This is a genomic window from Noviherbaspirillum sp. Root189, from assembly GCF_001428545.1.
Taxonomy (GTDB): Bacteria; Pseudomonadota; Gammaproteobacteria; order Burkholderiales; family Burkholderiaceae_D; genus Noviherbaspirillum.
This window is the reverse complement of record NZ_LMHZ01000011.1, coordinates 94,399-113,557: the sequence shown is the minus strand read 5'-3', so window position 1 is coordinate 113,557 and position 19,159 is coordinate 94,399. Positions and strand designations below refer to the sequence as shown.

Annotated in this window: 25 protein-coding genes; 12 read left to right on the top strand and 13 right to left on the bottom strand. The window is 57.0% G+C overall.

What is annotated here, in order from left to right; all coding sequences use genetic code 11:
* The first annotated feature begins 530 nt into the window (after positions 1 to 530).
* The 4 genes from ASE07_RS07930 (at position 531) to ASE07_RS07915 (ending at position 2,770) form a co-directional block, all read left to right on the top strand.
* On the top strand, positions 531 to 854 hold the full coding sequence (locus ASE07_RS07930) for a hypothetical protein (RefSeq protein WP_057290271.1): 324 nt from the start codon (positions 531 to 533) through the stop codon (positions 852 to 854).
* Positions 855 to 858: 4 nt separating this feature from the next.
* Positions 859 to 1,383, top strand: a complete 525-nt coding sequence (locus ASE07_RS07925; protein WP_057290270.1) for a DUF2243 domain-containing protein — start codon at positions 859 to 861, stop codon at positions 1,381 to 1,383.
* Between the two features lie 120 nt (positions 1,384 to 1,503).
* Complete coding sequence (locus ASE07_RS07920; RefSeq protein WP_235548386.1) at positions 1,504 to 2,175, top strand: HAD hydrolase-like protein; 672 nt, start codon at positions 1,504 to 1,506, stop codon at positions 2,173 to 2,175.
* Between the two features lie 70 nt (positions 2,176 to 2,245).
* Complete coding sequence (locus tag ASE07_RS07915; protein ID WP_057290269.1) at positions 2,246 to 2,770, top strand: hypothetical protein; 525 nt, start codon at positions 2,246 to 2,248, stop codon at positions 2,768 to 2,770.
* Positions 2,771 to 2,810: 40 nt separating this feature from the next.
* Here ASE07_RS07915 and ASE07_RS07910 read toward each other — a convergent pair whose 3' ends face one another.
* The gene (locus tag ASE07_RS07910) at positions 2,811 to 3,200 is read right to left on the bottom strand and encodes a YkvA family protein (RefSeq protein ID WP_057290284.1); all 390 of its coding nucleotides are present in this window, start codon (positions 3,198 to 3,200) and stop codon (positions 2,811 to 2,813) included.
* Positions 3,201 to 3,565: 365 nt separating this feature from the next.
* Between ASE07_RS07910 and ASE07_RS07905 the strand changes: the two genes are divergently transcribed.
* Positions 3,566 to 4,789, top strand: coding sequence for a M20/M25/M40 family metallo-hydrolase (locus tag ASE07_RS07905; RefSeq protein ID WP_057290283.1), 1,224 nt, complete (start codon positions 3,566 to 3,568; stop codon positions 4,787 to 4,789).
* Between the two features lie 55 nt (positions 4,790 to 4,844).
* Here ASE07_RS07905 and ASE07_RS07900 read toward each other — a convergent pair whose 3' ends face one another.
* Positions 4,845 to 5,225: a cupin domain-containing protein gene (locus tag ASE07_RS07900; RefSeq protein ID WP_057290268.1), complete on the bottom strand. Its 381-nt coding sequence runs from the start codon at positions 5,223 to 5,225 to the stop codon at positions 4,845 to 4,847.
* A 158-nt stretch (positions 5,226 to 5,383) separates the two neighbouring features.
* Between ASE07_RS07900 and asd the strand changes: the two genes are divergently transcribed.
* A complete protein-coding gene (gene asd / locus ASE07_RS07895; protein ID WP_057290282.1) occupies positions 5,384 to 6,232 on the top strand; it encodes an archaetidylserine decarboxylase in 849 nt (282 codons plus the stop codon).
* Positions 6,233 to 6,417: 185 nt separating this feature from the next.
* Here asd and ASE07_RS07890 read toward each other — a convergent pair whose 3' ends face one another.
* The 3 genes from ASE07_RS07890 to ASE07_RS07880 form a co-directional block, all read right to left on the bottom strand.
* Positions 6,418 to 6,933: a hypothetical protein gene (locus ASE07_RS07890; protein WP_057290267.1), complete on the bottom strand. Its 516-nt coding sequence runs from the start codon at positions 6,931 to 6,933 to the stop codon at positions 6,418 to 6,420.
* 193 nt (positions 6,934 to 7,126) lie between these two features.
* A complete protein-coding gene (locus ASE07_RS07885; protein WP_235548388.1) occupies positions 7,127 to 7,933 on the bottom strand; it encodes a DMT family transporter in 807 nt (268 codons plus the stop codon).
* A 56-nt stretch (positions 7,934 to 7,989) separates the two neighbouring features.
* Positions 7,990 to 8,187 carry an oxidoreductase-like domain-containing protein gene (locus ASE07_RS07880; RefSeq protein WP_057290265.1) on the bottom strand — a complete coding sequence of 66 codons (198 nt, stop codon included), beginning with the start codon at positions 8,185 to 8,187 and terminating at the stop codon, positions 7,990 to 7,992.
* Between the two features lie 192 nt (positions 8,188 to 8,379).
* Here ASE07_RS07880 and ASE07_RS07875 point away from each other — a divergent pair, with 192 nt between their 5' ends.
* Positions 8,380 to 8,928 (top strand): M15 family metallopeptidase, encoded by a 549-nt coding sequence (locus ASE07_RS07875; protein ID WP_057290264.1) that lies wholly within the window; start codon positions 8,380 to 8,382, stop codon positions 8,926 to 8,928.
* A gap of 42 nt (positions 8,929 to 8,970) precedes the next feature.
* On the opposite strand, the gene ASE07_RS07870 is transcribed toward ASE07_RS07875, so the two are convergent.
* Positions 8,971 to 9,594: a LysE family translocator gene (locus ASE07_RS07870; RefSeq protein WP_057290263.1), complete on the bottom strand. Its 624-nt coding sequence runs from the start codon at positions 9,592 to 9,594 to the stop codon at positions 8,971 to 8,973.
* 142 nt (positions 9,595 to 9,736) lie between these two features.
* Here ASE07_RS07870 and ASE07_RS07865 point away from each other — a divergent pair, with 142 nt between their 5' ends.
* On the top strand, positions 9,737 to 10,213 hold the full coding sequence (locus ASE07_RS07865) for an Lrp/AsnC family transcriptional regulator (RefSeq protein ID WP_057290262.1): 477 nt from the start codon (positions 9,737 to 9,739) through the stop codon (positions 10,211 to 10,213).
* Positions 10,214 to 10,283: 70 nt separating this feature from the next.
* Here ASE07_RS07865 and ASE07_RS07860 read toward each other — a convergent pair whose 3' ends face one another.
* A complete protein-coding gene (locus tag ASE07_RS07860; RefSeq protein ID WP_057290261.1) occupies positions 10,284 to 11,033 on the bottom strand; it encodes a 3-oxoacyl-ACP reductase family protein in 750 nt (249 codons plus the stop codon).
* 110 nt (positions 11,034 to 11,143) lie between these two features.
* Here ASE07_RS07860 and ASE07_RS07855 point away from each other — a divergent pair, with 110 nt between their 5' ends.
* Positions 11,144 to 12,070 carry a LysR family transcriptional regulator gene (locus ASE07_RS07855; protein WP_057290260.1) on the top strand — a complete coding sequence of 309 codons (927 nt, stop codon included), beginning with the start codon at positions 11,144 to 11,146 and terminating at the stop codon, positions 12,068 to 12,070.
* Between the two features lie 82 nt (positions 12,071 to 12,152).
* Here ASE07_RS07855 and ASE07_RS07850 read toward each other — a convergent pair whose 3' ends face one another.
* Entirely contained in the window at positions 12,153 to 13,163 is a 1,011-nt protein-coding gene (locus ASE07_RS07850; RefSeq protein WP_082584011.1) for a LysR substrate-binding domain-containing protein, read from the bottom strand.
* A 394-nt stretch (positions 13,164 to 13,557) separates the two neighbouring features.
* Between ASE07_RS07850 and ASE07_RS07845 the strand changes: the two genes are divergently transcribed.
* A complete protein-coding gene (locus ASE07_RS07845; RefSeq protein WP_057290281.1) occupies positions 13,558 to 13,878 on the top strand; it encodes a hypothetical protein in 321 nt (106 codons plus the stop codon).
* A gap of 5 nt (positions 13,879 to 13,883) precedes the next feature.
* On the opposite strand, the gene ASE07_RS07840 is transcribed toward ASE07_RS07845, so the two are convergent.
* The 5 genes from ASE07_RS07840 to ASE07_RS28685 form a co-directional block, all read right to left on the bottom strand.
* Entirely contained in the window at positions 13,884 to 14,297 is a 414-nt protein-coding gene (locus ASE07_RS07840; RefSeq protein ID WP_057290259.1) for a hypothetical protein, read from the bottom strand.
* 210 nt (positions 14,298 to 14,507) lie between these two features.
* On the bottom strand, positions 14,508 to 14,909 hold the full coding sequence (locus tag ASE07_RS07835) for a cupin domain-containing protein (RefSeq protein ID WP_057290280.1): 402 nt from the start codon (positions 14,907 to 14,909) through the stop codon (positions 14,508 to 14,510).
* Positions 14,910 to 14,977: 68 nt separating this feature from the next.
* Positions 14,978 to 15,457: a carboxymuconolactone decarboxylase family protein gene (locus ASE07_RS07830; RefSeq protein ID WP_057290258.1), complete on the bottom strand. Its 480-nt coding sequence runs from the start codon at positions 15,455 to 15,457 to the stop codon at positions 14,978 to 14,980.
* A 60-nt stretch (positions 15,458 to 15,517) separates the two neighbouring features.
* On the bottom strand, positions 15,518 to 16,273 hold the full coding sequence (locus ASE07_RS07825) for an SDR family oxidoreductase (protein WP_057290257.1): 756 nt from the start codon (positions 16,271 to 16,273) through the stop codon (positions 15,518 to 15,520).
* A 15-nt stretch (positions 16,274 to 16,288) separates the two neighbouring features.
* Positions 16,289 to 16,450: a hypothetical protein gene (locus tag ASE07_RS28685; RefSeq protein WP_156396461.1), complete on the bottom strand. Its 162-nt coding sequence runs from the start codon at positions 16,448 to 16,450 to the stop codon at positions 16,289 to 16,291.
* Here ASE07_RS28685 and ASE07_RS07820 point away from each other — a divergent pair.
* Together ASE07_RS07820 and ASE07_RS07815 are read left to right on the top strand one after the other, a co-directional pair.
* Positions 16,440 to 18,023, top strand: a complete 1,584-nt coding sequence (locus ASE07_RS07820) for a winged helix-turn-helix domain-containing tetratricopeptide repeat protein (protein WP_057290256.1) — start codon at positions 16,440 to 16,442, stop codon at positions 18,021 to 18,023. The two genes, ASE07_RS28685 and ASE07_RS07820, sit on opposite strands and share 11 nt — an antisense overlap.
* Positions 18,024 to 18,182: 159 nt before the next feature.
* Complete coding sequence (locus ASE07_RS07815) at positions 18,183 to 19,154, top strand: GlxA family transcriptional regulator (RefSeq protein WP_057290255.1); 972 nt, start codon at positions 18,183 to 18,185, stop codon at positions 19,152 to 19,154.
* Positions 19,155 to 19,159 lie beyond the last annotated feature (5 nt).

Below are 19,159 nucleotides of genomic sequence, written 5' to 3'. Positions count from 1 at the left end.
CGACAGAGTCCACATTAGATGCCGGATATACGACTGCAGGCTTCTCCCTAATGTCATTCCCGTCGGTCAGTCTCTTGTACTTTGGAGGGAGTCCATATATGTTACGTTACGTCGATGTGCATCCCGGTTGTAAATCGTACCGGTGGACATATTAGTAGCGGGTTCCAGTCTCTATAAGGCCTTGGCTTGCCAAGGGCAATGGACTCGCCAGATGAAGCACAATCCCGTTAATATCGCCATCTTTACATCGGTAAAGATACCATGATGAGTCCTTCGGCCCGGTCAAGCCGATCGTGCGCGTCAATGGCATGAAGGGTAGCGGTATGGGACGTTTCGGCGGGAAGGCCGGCATCGCCGAATTTACCGGCCTGCGCTGGATTTCACTACAGACCACACCGCGGCAGTATCCGTTTTAATTTCTCTTTGTCACTGTACGGCGGCCTGCACTATCGGCTATCGGCTATCGGCTATGATTAAACTTGCCCCTTCTGTCATGGTCTGACCTTCATCAGCGAATCACAGGAGAAAGCATGCCGGCCAGCGAAGCAAAAGACGCAATACGCTTTTTGCAGCAAGAAATTTCCATGCAGATTGATCGGAGTGAAAAGGGTCGCATCGCGCGCAGCGAGGCCAACCTCGATGGCCCAACCCATCTTGGCGCGATCATCGTGTCAAGCGATGAACCGGACTCAGGCAATGGACACGCCTTTCGTGCGGTAGTCGAAGTGTACGACGATGCCGGGCATCAATACGAAGCGGAAATCCAGGGCGCTGTCCAGGGTGCGGGCAACGGTGGCTGGACACTCGCGCGCTTAAGCGTAGTGGATGCCGGCCCTTTGCCGAAAGGCGGCTAGGCCTATGGCTGTACAACCCGTCGGATCACGTGGACAGTTTCCCAGTGCTGCAGGTATTTTCTTTGGACTTGGCCTGGGCGGATTCTTCGATGGCATTGTATTGCACCAGATATTGCAATGGCACCACATGGTCACCAGTGCCGGCTATCCGCCCGATACGGTGGCTAATTTAAAATTCAACACATTGCTCGATGGCCTCTTTCATGGAGCAACCTACGTCTTCGTTGTAATTGGTCTGGTCCTGCTCTGGCGGGCTGCCCACCGTGCGCATATCTGGTGGTCCGGCATGATGCTGATAGGAACCATACTCATGGGGTTCGGATTGTTCAACGTAGTCGAAGGCATCATCGACCATCACCTCCTGGAACTACATCATGTCAATGAGACTGTGCCGCCTGAACAATGGATTTACTGGGATGTCGGTTTCCTGATCTGGGGTGCATTAATGCTCGGTGGCGGCTGGCTGCTGCATCGTTCGGGGAAGCACGCTACACGCCAGGCGTCAACCGGTTTGCGGCGCGTGCATTAAACATACTTGCGATACGACCAACGTCAGGGCGTTTTCGTGCCGGTCAAAACGCGTTTTATTTGGTCGCTGAATGACTATACTCGCTATCGTTGACGTCCTTATTTTCCAGACTTACGAAGCATGACCTTACCCAATCTGAAATATGAACTGTTGATTTTCGATTTCGACGGCACGCTTGCCGATTCCTTCGAATTTTTCATTGCGGTATTCGACCGCCTCGCCGACCGGCATGGATTCAGACGCATTGCAGGGGAGGACATTAACGTGCTGCGTGGCTATGACGCCCGCCAGATCATGAAGCATGTCGGCATCCCGCTATGGAAGGTGCCTGACGTGGCACATGAGTTCAAGGCACTGATGGCGAAGGAGATCTCGCGCGTCGCCCTGTTCGAAGGCGTAAGCGACATGCTCCATTCGCTTGTCGCGCAGGGAGTACGACTGGCAGTGCTGACCTCCAATTCAGAAAGCAATGTCAAGGCAGTGCTTGGTCCGTCCAATGCCGCTCTGATCGGCCAGTATGAATGCGGTGCGGCTTTGTTCGGTAAAAGAAGTAAATTGCGGCGCCTGGTATCCGCCAGCGGCATCGCGCGTCATCGCATCCTGTGCATCGGTGATGAAACGCGTGACGCTGAAGCGGCGCGTGCCGAGGGAATTGCATTCGGTGCGGTGTCATGGGGCTATACGCGGCTGGACGCGCTCCAGGCCAAGTCACCGGAACTGGTTTTCTCCTCGGTGAGCGACATACCACATCAGCTCGGGATGCACTCCATCCAGTCCCCGGAAGCGCGCTAAAGTGTGAAACCCCGCATCTCATTGCCATGTGCGACATCGCTGCCTGGCTTGGTCATTCATAAGGATAAAGATGCTGCAAACCCGTCATGACGCCTATCAACTGCTGGCAGCGCTTGGCGCATCCGATCGTCTCCTGCTGCATGTGCACCTGGTTGGTGAAGCTGCTGCGATGTTGATGAATGCGTACACGCAGCTTGGCATGCGGTACGATGCCCGGCTAATCGAGTTGGGCGTGGCGATACACGATGCCGGAAAGATTCAATACCCGGCTGAACTTGATGCGCCAGGTTCCCGGCACGAGCCCGCGGGTCAGACCTTGCTGCTCGCGCATGGCGTTGCTCCGGAAGTCGCGCGCTGTTGTGTCTCCCATGCCGCCTGGCAGGTGGCTGGTGTATCGTTCGAGGAAAAGTCGGTTGCGCTGGCTGACAAGCTCTGGAAGGGAAAACGCGAGGAAGCCCTGGAGTTATCCATCATCGATGAGATTGCCGCGCGATTACACGTCGATCGCTGGGATGTGTACACACAACTCGACGCGGTATTCGAGGAAATAGCCGCTGGTGGCGCCGACCGACTCGCCCGCAGCAGAATTGCCTGATCTCTTGACGCCAGCAGTTACAACTACACAATATTGCCTCCTATGCCCGATAGAAGTACCACCAGCAAAGGCCAAGGACCGCAATCCATATAAGTACGATGCCGATTGCACCCGCGTAGCTGGCAGGCTTGGCCTTTTCTTTTTCCATCCACGCTTCAGCCTGTACCCGGCACTCCTGGATGACATGGTGTGGAAGAAGTCGGACAGCAAGCCAGATAAATGACGGTAGCAACAGCACGTCGTCAACGTATCCAAGGACCGGGATGAAATCCGGGATAAGGTCGATCGGACTCAGGGCATACGCCACGGTGAAAATGCATAGGGCTTTTGCCAGCAAGGGCGTATCCGGATGGCGGCGCGCAAACCAGAGCATGACGGCATCCCGCTTGATGCGCCTGGCCCAGGTTCTCATGGATTCCGCTATTGCCATTCTGACAGACCTTTCATTGATCTCGGGTTGATCCATCGTTTGCGTTGTAAGCCGCTCAATTTGCAGTAGGCTACGATGGATCTGTCTTGCCTTCAGAACCGGATGGAGGTCGCAATGCATCGGGCCTTGTTCTTGGAACCAGATCGCAATCGCCGCATACTGCATACTGAAATCATACTTCAAACTTACCAGCGCATAAACCAATGCTGCAATAGAGTCCGCACCGGTTCTCTGTCCTGCCTTGCAGTATGCCAAACCGATCCCGCGTTCCGGACCTATAATCGAAGCACAAAAATTTGTCCGGAGACTGCATGAAATGTATTACCGTCAGCGCGCGCCTGGTTCGCCCCCTGCTGTTTCTGCTGATGTCGCAAGCTGCGATGTGGTCGGCCTCCACGGTTGCCGCCACAGTTGCCGCAACTGCTGCAGCCGATACACAGTTACTCGAGGCGGCTTGGCGCGAGCAACCCGCGCTCATCGTGAGCCTGAAGGACATGGTGGAAATCGAGTCGCCGAGTGCCGACGCGGCCGGCCTGTCAAAGATGGCCGACTACACCGAAAAGCGCCTGCGTGCACTTGGCGCAAACATCGAACGACGTAAAGGAACACGGGGACCAGGCGAGATTGTGACGGCTACCTTCACCGGTGGCGGCAGCAAGCGTATCCTGCTGATTGCTCACATGGACACGGTCTATCCGGTTGGCACACTGCAGTCACAGCCTTATCGTATTGAAGAAAATCGTATCTATGGCCCTGGCATTGCCGACGACAAGGGAGGTATCGCGCTCATCCTGCATGCGCTGAAGATGCTGAAAGAGGCTGGCTGGCGCGACTATGGCCGACTGACGGTGATGTTCAACGCCGACGAAGAAACGGGTTCCATGGGTTCGGGTGAACTGATTGCCAATGTCGCTGCGGAACACGACTATGTGTTTTCCTGTGAGCCGACCCCGGACAAGCCCGAAGGAATTCTGCTCGGCGCCAGTGGAACCGGCACGGTCCACATACAGGTGCGTGGTCGCGCGTCGCATGCAGGGGCGTCGCCGGAGATGGGACGGAATGCCGTGATTGAGCTGTCGCATCAGTTGCTGCAGACAGAGGACGTGGCCAAGGACGTGCCAGGCACACAGCTGAACTGGACGATGTCGCAGGGCGGTGTGGTACGCAACCAGATTCCGGAACGCGCTTCCGCAACAGGCGACATGCGACTGACTGTGCCGGACGGTTTTGATCGTCTTGAAGCGGCGCTGAAGGAACGCATCAAGAACAAGCGAGTACCTGATACCGAGACGACCGTCAGTATCGAACGGGGCCGGCCGCCGTATGTGGCATCGGACGCCGGACGTGAACTGGCAAGGAAAGCCGAAGCAATCTATGCCGAGATCAATCGCCCGCTGACCTTGATTCCGGGTACGGGCGGCGCCACCGATGCCGGCTTTGCAGGGCGTTCAGGGAAGGCGGTTGTGCTGGAAAGTTTCGGCCTCGCGGGCTTCGGCTACCATGCGCGCAATGAGTACATTACCGTGGACTCGATCGTGCCACGGTTGTACCTGATGACCCGCATGCTTCAGGAAGTGTCGAAACCGTAAGCGTCGTCGGCCGCCAGACTATGCCGCCGCGCCTATTTGCGGGGCGCGTGTTGACTCATATCCCCGATGAATCCGGCACGGTGGCAAAGTCAGCGGGCATGACAATTTCCAGCAATTCCAGATCGTCGGAATGCCCCAGTTCGGTATGTCGTATTCCCGGCGGCTGGTGTACGCAGGTGCCGGGCACCAGCAAGACTTCGCCCACGCCTTCGTAGTCGAAACGTATCCAGCCCTTCAGGCAATAAATCATCTGGAATTCCAGTTCATGCCGGTGGCGTCCTCCGCTCACTGCTTCGCCAGGACTTGCCCTGATAACATGTGCGGCAATTTTGCCGTCGGTTGCCTCGCGGATGCCAAGATCGCGGTACTCGAAAAAGGCGCGCAGGCCTTGCTTCTCGAACTCGGAATTTGCTGCGTGGCTTACGGAAAATTTCATCGGCGTCTCCTGTAGTTATACGGTTAATTGATGCAATCAAGCTAACCGGTTAAAGCATACCGGAGTGTGCTTTTATCAGCAGGAGGTCAAGTGTGATGGTGGCCAGAAACGGCGAGACCGGTACAATCACGGTAATTTCTTTCTCTCTGCCATTCATCGTGCCGAATCGTCTTGCTGTCTTGCACCAATACCTGTTACCAAAACAGGCCATGACCGTCCTCGCCGGAAAAATCGCCGGTGCCCGTGGCGGCGCTTTCACCACCGCGCTGATCCGTGCCTTTGTCAATTTTTACGGCGTCAATATGCAGGAAGCGGCAAACCCGGATATCGGCAGCTACGCAAGCTTCAATGAATTTTTCACACGACCTCTGCGGGAAGGTGCACGGCCCTTTGCCAATGCCGATTTCCTGTGCCCGGTCGATGGAGCGGTCAGCCAGTTCGGCCGTATTCATAAGGACAGAATATTCCAGGCCAAGGGCCATGAATATTCCACGCTCGCACTGGTTGGCGGCGACCGTCAGCTTGCCGGATTATTTGAGGATGGTGAATTTGCGACGATTTATCTCAGCCCCAAAGACTATCACCGCATCCATATGCCATGCGATGGCCGCCTGACGCGAATGATTTATGTGCCGGGTGACCTGTTTTCGGTAAATCCAACCACGGCACGCGGGGTGCCCAACCTGTTCGCGCGCAATGAGCGGGTGGTCTGTGTCTTCGAAGGCAAGGATGGCCCGTTTGTCATGGTGCTGGTCGGTGCGACCATCGTCGGCAGCATGGCAACCGTCTGGCATGGCGTAGTCAATCCGCCGCGCACCGCGGATATTCGCGAGTGGCGTTACGATGACAAGCCGGTCGATATCGCACGCGGGAAGGAAATGGGACGTTTCCTCCTGGGCTCAACGGTCGTCATGCTCTTTCCCAAGGACACCGTCAATTTTAATCCGGACTGGAAGCCGGAGCGCCTCGTGCAATTGTGCGAGGCGATGGGAAACCGACGCACCTGATGCAGAAAGTCTAATACCGATCCCAAGCTGTATTTTTTGACTGGCAAGGCGCAGGAGGAGTCAATAGCGAGCTATTGACGACGAGTGCAACGCCGGCAGGCGGCTCGGCGCCCCCGGAAAAAGACGCGATGTCATGGTGCGTTATAGGTTTGGATTGGTATAAAGGCGCGTCGCAGGAGCATGAATCAGCGCGGCCTGCTGTAGCCGCTTTCAATCCAGGCTTCGGCGCTTGCGCGCGTCAGCTTGAAATTGGGCGCCACGCGGGCCTCGGCCAGCCGTTCACCACTTTCATCTTCCGCACTCAAGGTTGCATAAGGATCATCTTCGTCGGGCACGATGTCGAGCATGACGGTGATCGATGCGGAGGCGGTGCTGACGGTGATGCTCTTATGCAGCATCGCATGCAATTGCTGCTCATGCCGGCGCAGAACTTCCGAAGCGGTTTTCACCAAGGTCTGGAACGCGCCCGCGTCGAGCGGTTTCGGGTTCTTCTTGTCACGGCCCATGGTCCATGGACCGACGAGTGCCGGCTCGCGCTCGCCGTCCTTGATCATGGCGACGGCCCAACCGTCGTCGTCTTCATTCTTGATCACACGTGCCGTCCAGCCGTCGTCGTGCCAAAGCCGAGCCTCGTGGATCGTGGTCGCTTCGTTGCCGTCACTTTCTTCGTCGGCGGACGGATCATGTTGCTCGTTGTTCATTACTGAATTGCCTGCATGGGTTCGGGCAAACATCATAGTCGAAATCACGGTGCTCCGCGTCGGCTTTGGCACCCATTGCAGTACAGCGCTTAAACGCTCCAGCTCGTCCCGCTAAACGGACCGACCATCGACTAGAAAACCACCTCGCCGAAGTGGGCTATCTTCCAGCAAACCATGCGCTCGTCCTTGGCCCTTAATCTGCGTTCTTTCCATGGATTACGACCATGGCCACACCGCCGAGAATTGCGGCACCCGTCAAGAGCAAACGCAGCGTGACCGGTTCAGATAAGAACAGAGTGCCGCCGCCCGCCGCGAGGACAGGCACAAAGAGCTGCACGGTGGAGGCTTCGATCGCACTCAAGCCGCGCAGAGCCATATACCAGATGATGTAGCCGAGGCCGGAGGCTGTGCCTCCCGATAAGGCGGCGTAGGCCAGTCCGGCAAGGTCAACCGACAAGGAGGGAAGCATAAACATGCTCAGGCCAAGCGCCAACGGCAGGGCACGCACAAAATTTCCGGCGGTGGTTGCGGTCGGGTCTCCCGCGCCTTTAGCCCTCAATGAATATACTGCCCACGCCGCTCCCGAGGCCAGCATCAGCAGCGAGCCGCCCAGCGAGGGTCGAGAGGCACCAGGTAGCAGCAGTGCCAGCAAGCCGCAAGCCGCGATAAGGAACCCTGCGCGACGCATGCCACGCAGTCGCTCACCGCGAAAAAGGCCGTAGCCGATCATCGACGCCTGGACGGCACCGAATAGAATCAGCGCACCGGTTGCCGTCGACAGGCTGACATAGGCAAAGGAAAACGCTGCCGCGTACACGAAGAGCGCCATCGCGGAAAGCCAGTTGCCGCCAAGGTGTCTGTTGCCACCTCGCAGCGTGACGATCAGCCACAAGACCAGTGCCCCGGAAAGAATGCGTACTGTCGTAAAGCTGGCCGGATCGATCGTGGTGTATTTCAGCGCCATCCTGCACAGCAGCGAATTAGCCGCAAAGGCGATCATTGCGATCAGCGTGAGGCTGATCACAGATGTCCTCGATAGAGATGGCGACGGTGTTATCACTTTTTGCTGTGTTTCGCCGGTATCGCCTGCCTCGCTTCCCATGCCGCCAGCGCTGCACGGTAACGGTCCATGGCCATTTGATACAGGTCGAACACGCAAGGGTCGCAGCCATTGCCGCAGCAATCTTCAAGTTGCGGTTCGACAGGCGGCGTAGGGCGCGGATCCGGCGCGGTCTGATCTTTTGGCTTCGACATGGACGAACGGTATCATGGTGGAAAACATGAGTGTACTGCTATCGTGCTGGCGATACCTGAGCAGTACGGCAATGCAGCCTGGAACTGTTTGCGGCCAGGGAAATCAGACAGGGCCCTTGGTTTAAAGGTGTATCCGGTGCGGCTAGCCGGCGCCGCCTAGGATAGTGACAATCGATTAATGACAACATCACCATGCCCCCTGATCTTGATAAATACGTAATCAGCGTTGCCCGTGCACTGGCAACGCTAGGCATTTCCAACGAAGACATCGCGCGGACGCGCCTGCCATTCCATCGCGAGCCGGCTGAACTCGCGGTTGCGGAGCGCGGCATGGACGGCGCAGAGCATTGCCTGATACCGGAAGCCGCCGCCGCGTGGAAAGAAATGAAAGCCGCCGCGAACGGCGATGGCATTGAGCTGTATATCGTGTCGGCGTTTCGCGACCTGGACAGTCAATCCGACATCGTCCGTGAAAAACTGGAGCGCGGCATGTCGCTCCCCACAATTTTTACCCTTAGCGCGCCACCCGGCTACAGTGAACACCACACCGGCCGCGCGGTCGATATCAACACGCCAGGCAGCATCCCGCGTGAAATACCGTTTGAAGAGACCACGGCGTTCGACTGGCTGATGACTCATGCATCCCGCTTCGGCTTCATCATGTCCTACCCGAGGAACAATGCGCTCGGTTTCAGCTATGAACCCTGGCACTGGTATTTTGCGCACCAGCAAACCGGTTGAGGTAGGAACGGCGGGCGCCGAGCGTCGAGTCAGGTCAGTGCGTCAGCTTGCTATCAACCTGCCAGCGAGCAGCACAAAGACAGTCGGCAACAACCATTTTTTGACTGGCGAAGCGGCTTTTGCGCTGACGTTGCGACCGATGCTGCGACCGATTCGCGCAGCCAGCAGGGAATAGGCCGCATCGAAAGCAAAGCCGGTAACAACCAGAATCACGCCAAGCCAGAGAAACTGCATTAATACCGGACCATGACCGGCCGAAACGAACTGAGGAAGAAACAGGCCGCAAAACAGCAGGGCTTTCGGATTCAGCAGGTTCGTGAAAAAGCCGCGCGCGAACGTCGATATGGCGGATGCCTCTGTACGCTGGGCGGCATCGACGCGCAGATCGGCGCGCACAACTTGCACCGCCAGAAACAGCAAATAGGCGGCACCCACCCATCGCACAATATCCAGCAACACCGGATTGGCCGCCATCAGTGCGGCAAGACCCAGTCCCGACATCAGCACATGGGCGCCGCGCGACAAGGCAATGCCGACGCTGGTAATCAGCGCCATGCGTACACCGCGTGCCGAGGTGGTCGCGATGACAAGCGCCATGTCAGGGCCGGGCAACAGGTACACCGCAACCAGTGCGGAAAAATAAAGGGAAAAGAGGGTGAGGTCCATCGCGCGGTTCCTTGTTCGGGACGGTTGGTGCAGGATAATCTGGTGTCGAAATTATCTCGCTTGTGCGCTGGATTTTTCTTGCGAAAATTTACTGAAGAATTACTATATTGAGCAGATTCTTCTCAACTATGCGGATGATAAGATGAAAACCCCTCAGGAAATGCTGGATGACGTGGATCTTCGTATCCTGAGCCTATTGCAGGACGAAGGCCGGATGTCTAACGCCAGGTTGGCCGAGCACTTGCATCTGACGGAAACCCCGGTCTGGCGTCGCCTGCGGCGGCTGGAGGAAGACGGCTATATCAAGGGATACGGGGCGCGGGTAGACCGCCACAAGCTGGGTTTCGGGCTGATCGCCTTTGTGCAGATTAACTTCGCCAATCACACCGGAGACCAACCGGCCCAGTTTGAAGCGGCGATCCAGTCGATTCCAGAAGTTTTGTCCTGCCACAACGTCAGCGGCGAGGCGGACTATTTTCTGCAAGTCGTCACGCGCGACCTTGAGTCGTACGGCGACTTTGTCACCCACGTGCTGCGCAAACTTCCCGGCGTGACGTCGATCCGTTCCAGCCTGGCGATGCGCGAAATCAAATCGACTTCGCGCTTGCCGGTTCGTTAGGATGGCTGAGTCGCCATAAGATGCCGCAAATGCCGCCATTCACCAAAGCGCGTGCGGCGGCTTGATTGCCCTATGCAGAAAATCCACCGTCGATCGACAGGCTGGCACCGGTGACATAGCCTGCTTCGGCACTTGCCAGGTAAGCGACAAAACCGGCAATTTCGTTGGCTTTTCCATAGCGCCCCAGCGCCATCATGCCCTTCAACATCTCCGCAAAATCGCCGCTGTCCGGATTCATTTCAGTATCGACCGGCCCAGGTTGCACATTGTTGACCGTGATGCCGCGGGGCCCAAGGTCGCGTGCCAAACCGCGAGTCAGGCCAACCAGCGCGGATTTGCTCATCGCGTACGGTGCGCCGCCTGAAAACGGCATGCGGTCGGCGTTGGTACTGCCGATGTTAATGATGCGGCCGCCGTCATTCATGTGCCGTGCCGCTTCCTGTGAGGCTACAAACACGCTGCGCACATTCACCGCGAGTGTGCGGTCGAAGTCACCAAGGCTGAACTGGTCCAGAGGCGCCACAGCCAACACCCCGGCGTTGTTAACAAGAATGTCGAGGCGGCCCAATTTCTCAACCGCCGTACGGATGGCGGCGGTCAGTACGCCTGCATCGGCGCTGTCGGCCTTGAGTGCGATGGCGCGTCCGCCTGCACCTTCGATTGCGCTCACCACAGCCTGCGCTTTATCGGCAGCACTGACGTAGGTAATTGCGACCGCGGCTCCCTCTGCGGCGAGGCGCTTGGCAATGGCTGCGCCGATGCCACGTGAACCGCCCTGGATGAATGCAACCTTACCCGATAAACCTGTTTCGATCGACATGAGTGAACTCCTTAAAGATTGAAATGAGGTGTCCAGTATTGACCGAACATTACGTCGCGAATAGCCGGTAGTTGCGCTATTCTGTTCATACCAACGGTTTAAAATGAATCATGGAAACCTTGAACAGTATTGAATGCTTTGTGCGTAGCGCCGAAGCCGGCAGCTTTTCCGAAGCGGGGCGGCGGCTTGGCCTGACGTCGGCCGCGGTCGGTAAGAATGTCGCCAAACTGGAGGCAAGCGTTGGGGTCCGGTTGTTTCACCGTAGTACACGCCATCTCACCCTGACAGAAGCGGGACAACGCTTTCTCGCGGAAGTCAGTGGAGGTCTCACCACCATCCAGACAGCGGTCGCCAATCTTGGGAGCGCTGCCGGCGAACCGTCCGGCACGCTGCGCGTGAGCATGGGCAATTCTTTCGGCCTTACCTATATCGTGCCGTTGCTGGATAAATTCCTGCAGCAATATCCGCGTATTTCGCCCGACTGGCATTTCGATAACCGCCCGGTGGATCTCCTCGGGGAGAACTTTGATGCCGCCATTGGTGGCGGCTTCGATATTGCACCTGGGGTAGTCGCGCGTGATTTGGGGCCGGCGCACCGCGTGCTGTTGGCGTCGCCGCAATATTTGCAGCAGCGTCCGCCGATCATCGAGCCGGCTGACCTGGCGGAATGCGACGGCATTCTGGTCCGTTCTCCGCAAACCGGCAGGGTGCGCTCCTGGCCCCTGCGTAATCGTGCCGGGCAGCAGGTCCCTATCCAGCTTCGCCAGCACATCACCATGAGCGACGCGGAAGCGGTTTGCCGGATTGCCGAAATGGGAATGGGAATTTGCCTGACCAGCATGCCGCATGCAGTGCCGTATCTCGACAGTGGCCGGCTGTTACGGGTACTTCCGGACTGGTACGTTGACAGCGGTATGCTGGCACTCTACTTTCCGGCGCAGAACCTGCTGCCGGCAAAGACGCGCGCCTTCGTTGATTTCATCGTTGCGCACTTTCGTGAACACAAGATGGCGCAGCGGTTTTCCGCTCTTCGGTGAAGAATAATAGCTTGCTCATCACACATGCAAGGCTCGCATCAGCTTGCTACGACAGTTGCTGCATACGCGAGTATTAATTCGATCAATGGGCACTCCGATGCGATCCCGCTTTCGGTTTCTGACCACTTCTTCCTGCTTCGGACGAAGAAGCATTTAATTCGTCGAACTGCAAACTCTCCATTTGTTCGACGGTGTGCCGGGCCTCTGAAATCAGCCAATCCCGAAATTTCGCAACGTCGGGGTGTGCATCTGGAATGGCGTCAACCAGCCAATAGGCATAGTCGCTTTCGCCAATCTTATCTATTGGCATGACGACCAATCGTCCATCTGCTAACATCGGAAGAATCAGTGCTACACGTCCTAAAGCAATGCCGCGGCCATCTACAGCCAATTGAACTAGCTGATTATATTGATTGCAATGAAGATATGCTTTGGGTTTGGCATCTGCCATGCCGGAGGCTGCCAGCCACTCGGACCAGCGCAGCCAGGGGCGTGCACGCGGCTCATCGTATTCCAGTAAAACTTCATTCAACAAGGCATTCGGATGTTTAAATGCCTGTGCGGCGACAGCTTTGCTTGCTATCGGAATGATTCGTTCACCAAATAACCTGATCGCTCCTGAAGGAACGTCAGCTTCACGCGCATACCGGATTGCGAGATCGATACCTTCTTGTTTCAATTCCAGAACGCGGGTAGTCGCTGTGACCCTGACGTCGATATTCGGATTTGCATCCTGAAAGGCAGCAAGTTTGGGTAACAACCACAAGGCCGTGACGCCAAATGAGGCGGTAATGGTAATAGAGCGGGTATGGCCATTGTTTCTGACAGAGTCGGTAAATGCAGCCAGGCGATCCATCCATGGGGATGCCAGTGCCATCAGCCGTTCACCCGCATCAGTCAAAGCAATCGCTCTGTGCTTCCGGACAAAAACCGGTGTGCCCAAATATTCTTCCAGTGCCTGAATTTGCCGGCTAACGGCAGACTGGGTCAGGCAAAGATCGTTTGCTGCCTGCGTAATGCTCAAGCGCCTTGCAACTGCAACAAAGCCGCGCAATGCATCCAGCGGGGGGAGATTCAATAAAGGATTATTCATGCGCGGCTCTCATGTCGTCAAAGCAAATTTATTATCCGTTCTGGTTGAATTACTTGCAACGACTAGTAGGCCTGACAAAGGCATCGACTTAAGACTTAAGCTATTTAAATGTTTGCCATGCAGTGAGCGAATGCCAGCCATGCATAAATACCGGTTGAGTTGAATTTCTCGACTCTGTCTAATACGGAACAGGCGAGAAGAATTCCGCCGAAATCAATCCTTGCAAAAGGAAAAAAATGGACATCCATCGTGGCGATGGCAATTTGATTACGCATCCTGGCAAAGACTTACGCATTTCGATCCGCTATAACGAGTGCGTAACGGTGCAGGATGCATCAGGTGGGTTTATATGCAGTTGGGCGGCATTGACTACACAACACAATCGGAGATATGGATGATTATCGTCTTTACTGCATTTACTTTGCCAAAGCCAATTACTCGTGAGGAAGCGCGCAGTATCTTCCTGAGCACTGCACCAACGTATCGTGGCGTACAAGGTTTGTATCGTAAGCACTACGTGCTCTCCCAGGACGGCTTAACAGCGGGCGGCGTCTACCTGTGGAACTCGAGGGCAGAGGCAGAAGCAATGTACACAGAGTCATGGCGCTCATTCGTCCGGGAGAAGTACGGCACCGATCCAACAGTAAGCTACTTCGAAAGTCCTGTGGTGGTCGACAACCTAGCTCAGCAGGTCCTTGCCGATCCTGCTGAATGAAGCTGTCACTTCCGCCATGCTTGAGACTGCTTGATTGTGCATTTCCCGCTTTCGAGGTAAACCTCGGGCGGCGTAATGTAGCTACATGTACTCATTGCCTGGGTCACACGGTTGTACTTCTCTTCGGCTTCCGTGTACTGTCTCGCGAGCTCCTGCAGCTTGTGCTCGTTAGAGACTGCGGTTGAATAGATCACGAAAGACTGAGGACCTCCACAGGCTTTTGAACCAACTGGAATAGCATGGCACTGCTCAATTCGTTGCGCGGAGGCGTCTCCCACTTCCCGCGCCATCAAAAGTCGTATTTCCTGCATCTCGGACTGAAGCCCACCGGCGATCGATTGTCGACCTTCGGTCCCGGTGTACCCGCATGCTTGCAATCCTCCGCAGACAAGCAACATGGTCATAATTGTCTTTTCCATAGAACACGGCATAGTTTCTCTACCTTTCCAAGCCTTGTCTGGGTGAGTCTATAGCAGCTGTTGACTGGCCAGACACAGCAAGCTTTAGACCACGCTGCCATTGCCAGGAAGCGAGATTTGCAAGTAGACAATTCTTCCGGTCCTCACGCGCGTCCAGCTTATCTTATACGTCGTGGTGTCTGTCTTTCGAGCAATGCGGCGGTGCCGGCTTCAGGGCACCGGCATCGAGACAGGTTCGCCACCGTTCTTCAACAGGACGACCAGAAACTTGGCGGGCTTGGTGAGACTGGCGTTGCGCGAGACCGTGTGTATATCGTCCGGGCCTTCGTAGAAAGTCTGGCCCGGCGTCAGCGTGACGGTTTTGCCGCCGCGCACACCCATTACAATCGACCCTTCAAGCACATAAACGAATGCGTGCGCATTGTGACGATGCACTGAACTTTCTCCGCCGGGCGGATAGTCGACCGTAATAACTAATCCTTCTTTACCTGGATAGTCGGCGAGCGCTTTGGTCATCAGCGGTGTGACGTGCGCCTCAGGGGATGCCTGCTGCGCGCTGGCGGCGCCGGCTGTCAACAGCAACAGCATGGCGATGACGTTAACAATAGGCATGGCTTGTTCCTTGTTGTAAGTGCGTGGGTAGCGGCGCAGCATCTTTGTCCGGCTGCGCCGAGGCCGTGTCAGGACAGGCCCGACTTGTCTACGCCGAATGCCTTGTCGTACGTACCGGGCACGACCCGGAAGCCCACGTTGACCCGATTCCAGGCATTGATCGACATCACCAGGAAGGTCAGATCCGATAATTCTTTCTCGGAAAGTTGCGAGCGAACACGCTCATAGACGTCATCCGGCACGCCCTGGGCGGGAATCTGGGTCAGTGCTTCCGTCCACGCCAGGGCGGCGCGCTCGCGCGTACTAAACAGTGTCGACTCGCGCCAGGTGGCAACATGATGCAGCCTGAGCGGGCGCTCTCCATGTATCGTCGCTTCCTTGACATGCATGTCAAGGCAGAAGGCGCAGCCGTTGATCTGCGATGCCCGGATATCCACGAGATCGCGGATCGATGTCTCGATGGACGACTGCTTGAGCGCAAGGCTGAACTCGACGAACTTCCTGAACAGCTCGGGAGATTGCTTCTGGTAATCGATGCGTTGGGTCATGGTGGATCCTTAATGTAAAAAACGTAGATGGCGGGCCGGCGCGGCCCATGAATTACAGGCTCATCCTTGCGTCGCTGCGCGGCTGAGCCAGTTGTGGAAGCGTGTCGGGCCGATGCGTGCGTTGTCACCGGTGACCAGAGATCGATCATCCAGCTCGCTGCCGAAGTAGCGCGCATGCACATCGGCGATTACCGGCCGCTTGTCGCCGCGCGCGGCAAGAAACTTGGATCCAAGTTCGTCGAGAGGAAAGCGATCAGGGCCGCCCACTTCAACCATACCGTTGACCGGTGTCCCCACCGCAAGATCGGCCAGTACAGCCGAAACGTCGTTCGCCGCGATCGGCTGGATCAGGGCAGGGGAAAGACGAATCGTGCCGTTGTCGTCGCCCGAGTTGATAATGCCTTCCATGAACTCGAAGAACTGGGTCGCACGCAGGATGGTGTAGGGAATCTTTGATGCCTTGATGAGGTTTTCCTGCGCCACTTTGGCCCGGAAGTAGCCATTATCCGGAAGGCGGTCAGTGCCAACGATAGAGAGTGCGACGTGGTGCTCTACGCCAGCGCCAGCTTCGGCGGCAAGCAGGTTGCGACCAGACGTTTCGAAAAATTCCAGTACCGCCCGGTCTTCAAATGAAGGCGAGTTCGCCACGTCGACGACAACCTGGGTGCCCGCAAGCACTTCAGCCAGCCCTTGCCCGGTGAGGGTATTCACGCCCGTACTCGGCGATGCCGCTATCACCTCATGACCATTAAGACGTAGCCGGTTTACAATGTTTGACCCGATCAGCCCGCTGCCGCCAATAACAACTATTTTCATGTCCCGCTCCTTGATTCAGTGTTTATCATCTTCATTGCTGCGATTGATGGATACAGTATGCTGGTCCGTTGCGCGCAATACTTTGCCGATGCCTTGGATTTCCATTGAATTTGGCTTGGGTATTTGTCCAGAAACCCGCGTGGTGACACGGAACAGGGAGCCGTGAATGCGATTCATGTTTGAGAACTGCGTGCTCGACCTGGACCGGCGGGAACTGCTCCGGGCATCCCAGGTTGTTGCCACCGCGCCCCAGGTCTTCGACCTGCTGGCTTATCTGGCGAAGCACCGCGAGCGCGTTGTCAGCAGGGACGAACTCATCGATGCGGTATGGTCGGGCCGAATTGTTTCGGAATCGACCTTGGCCAGCCACATCAACGCAGTGCGCAAGGCGGTTGGCGACAGCGGCGAGCAACAACGCGTGATTCGGACCGTTGCGCGCAAGGGCTTCCGGTTCACCGCCGATGTCAATGAGGCCAAGCCACCGGACAACACCGACCTTTCTGGCGCCCAGTCCGCCACATTGGTGCCAGCCTCTGCAGCCGCGCCAGCCTTGCCGGCCAAACCGTCGATCGCGGTCTTGCCGTTTATGAACTTGAGCGGAGACCTGGAGCAGGACTACCTGGCCGACGGCGTGGTAGAGGACATCATCGCGGCGTTGTCGCAGTATCGCTGGCTGTTCGTCGTCGCGCGCAATTCGAGCTTTACCTATAAAGCTCGTGCGGTAGACATGAAACAAGTCGGGCGCGAGCTAGGGGTGCGCTATGTGCTGGAAGGCAGTTGGCGCAAAGCAAAAAACCGTGTGCGGATCACGGGCCAGCTGATCGATGCGACAACCGGCGCGCATCACTGGGCAGGCCGCTTTGAAGGCGTGCTGGATGACATCTTCGAACTGCAGGACCAGATTACCGAGAGCGTGGTCGGCGCGATCGCGCCGCAGCTTGAGCGGGCGGAGATCGAACGTGCGAGGGACAAGCCAACCGGCAGCCTCGACGCCTACGACTATTATCTGCGCGGAATGGCCAAGTCGCATCATGGCACCAGGGAGTGCATCGACGAGGCGCTTCCGCTGTTCCATAAAGCAATCGAGTTCGATCCGGATTTTGCGTCGGCCTATGCGATGGCGGCATGGTGTCATTGCTGGCGCAAGGTCAACGGCTGGATGACTGATCCCTCACGGGAGATGGCGGAGGGTAGCCGACTAGCGCGCCGGGCCGTGGAACTGGACAAGGGCGATGCCGTCGCTCTCACCCGAGGCGGCCATGCGCTCGGCCATCTTGCCGGCGACCTCCAGGGCGGCATCGCCTTGCTGGACAAGGCACTCGTGCTCAACCCGAACCTTGCAGCAGCGTGGTTCCTCGGCGGGTTCCTCAGACTCTGGCATGGTGAAACTGAGGCAGCCATCAAGCACCTCGCGCATGCCATGCGATTGAGTCCCCTTGACCCGGAACTGTATCGAATGCAGGCCGGCATGGCAGCTGCACATCTTTTTCTGGGGCGCTTTGATATGGCGCTGTCGTGGGCGGAGAAAGCGTTCCGGGAATTACCGAGTTTTCTGCTGGCCGGCGCCATCCTTGCGGCCGGCCATGCGCTTGCCGCAAGGATGGGCGAAGCGCAGCGCGCAATGGCTCAGTTGCGTCAGCTCGACCCGACGTTGCGCCTGTCCAATATCGCAGACTGGCTGCCGATCTACCGGACGGAGAATCTCGCCATATTGGTGGAAGGTCTGCGCAGAGCGGGGCTGCCGGAATAAACGAGGCCTGCGAGAGCCGGTCGTAAAGGCATTCAGTAGCGCCGATTTTCGTGAGTGATGGCTTTTGCCAATAATCCCAATTCTGCCCATGAAGGCGCTAAAACCGAACCAGCGTGCAGTCACGATTTGAAATGGCGTTTTTCATGCCAGAATAGACAAATGAAAACGCTTCTGATCCTCGTACTGGACGGCGTCATGGACTCCAGCCTCGCCATCACGCTTGACACGCTCAAGGCGGGACAGGGCTTCCTTGCCCGTTCCCGCCAGCCAGCGGCCATACGCATTGCCACAGTCGGTTATGGAAAGTCGGTCAGTACAGGCGCCGGACTGAAGCTGACACCAGATATGACCTTCAAGGAAGTCGCCGCCCTGGACGCCGTGCCGGAGTGGATCATCGTGCCCGGCCTGGGCCTGACGTCAGACGCGGAGATCGAGGCGCGTTTTGCACGGCGCGATGCCAGAGCGGCCATGGACCTGTTGCAAGCAGAGGCAGGCCGTAAGGTAAAGATCGCTGCTTCCTGCTCCGCGGTATTTCTGTTTGGGCAAGCCGGCGTGTTGAATGGCCATCAGGTTACGATGACATGGTGGCTGGCATCGCTATTTCGCTCACGCTTTCCCGATGTGAAGCTGGATGAAAGCAAGATGCTCGTGCGCGACCGCAATTGCCTTACGGCAGGGTCGGCCTTTGCCCAGCTTGACCTCGCGCTGGCCATCGTAGCCGACACCATGGGCAGTTCGGTCGCACAGTTATGTTCGCGGTATTTGTTGATCGACCAGCGGCCCTCCCAGGTCCGTTACATGATTCCTACCCATCGGCAGCACACTGATCCCACTGTCGCCGCCGCAGAGCGATGGGTCGACAAGCATCTGTCCGAACCGATTAGTGTCGCGCGCCTGTCGTCCACGCTGGCCGTTTCACCTAAAACACTGGGACGGCGCATCGAAGCGGCGACCGGTGTATCGCCAGTGAAATTCATCCAGCGCAGACGCCTGATGCGCGCCGCGCACCTCATCCAGACGACTTCGCTATCGATTGATGCGATCGCCGAACAGGTCGGTTACCAGGACGGTACGGCGTTACGCAAACTGGTCAAACGTGAGTTCGGCACGACACCCGGGGCGCTTCGCTGACCTGT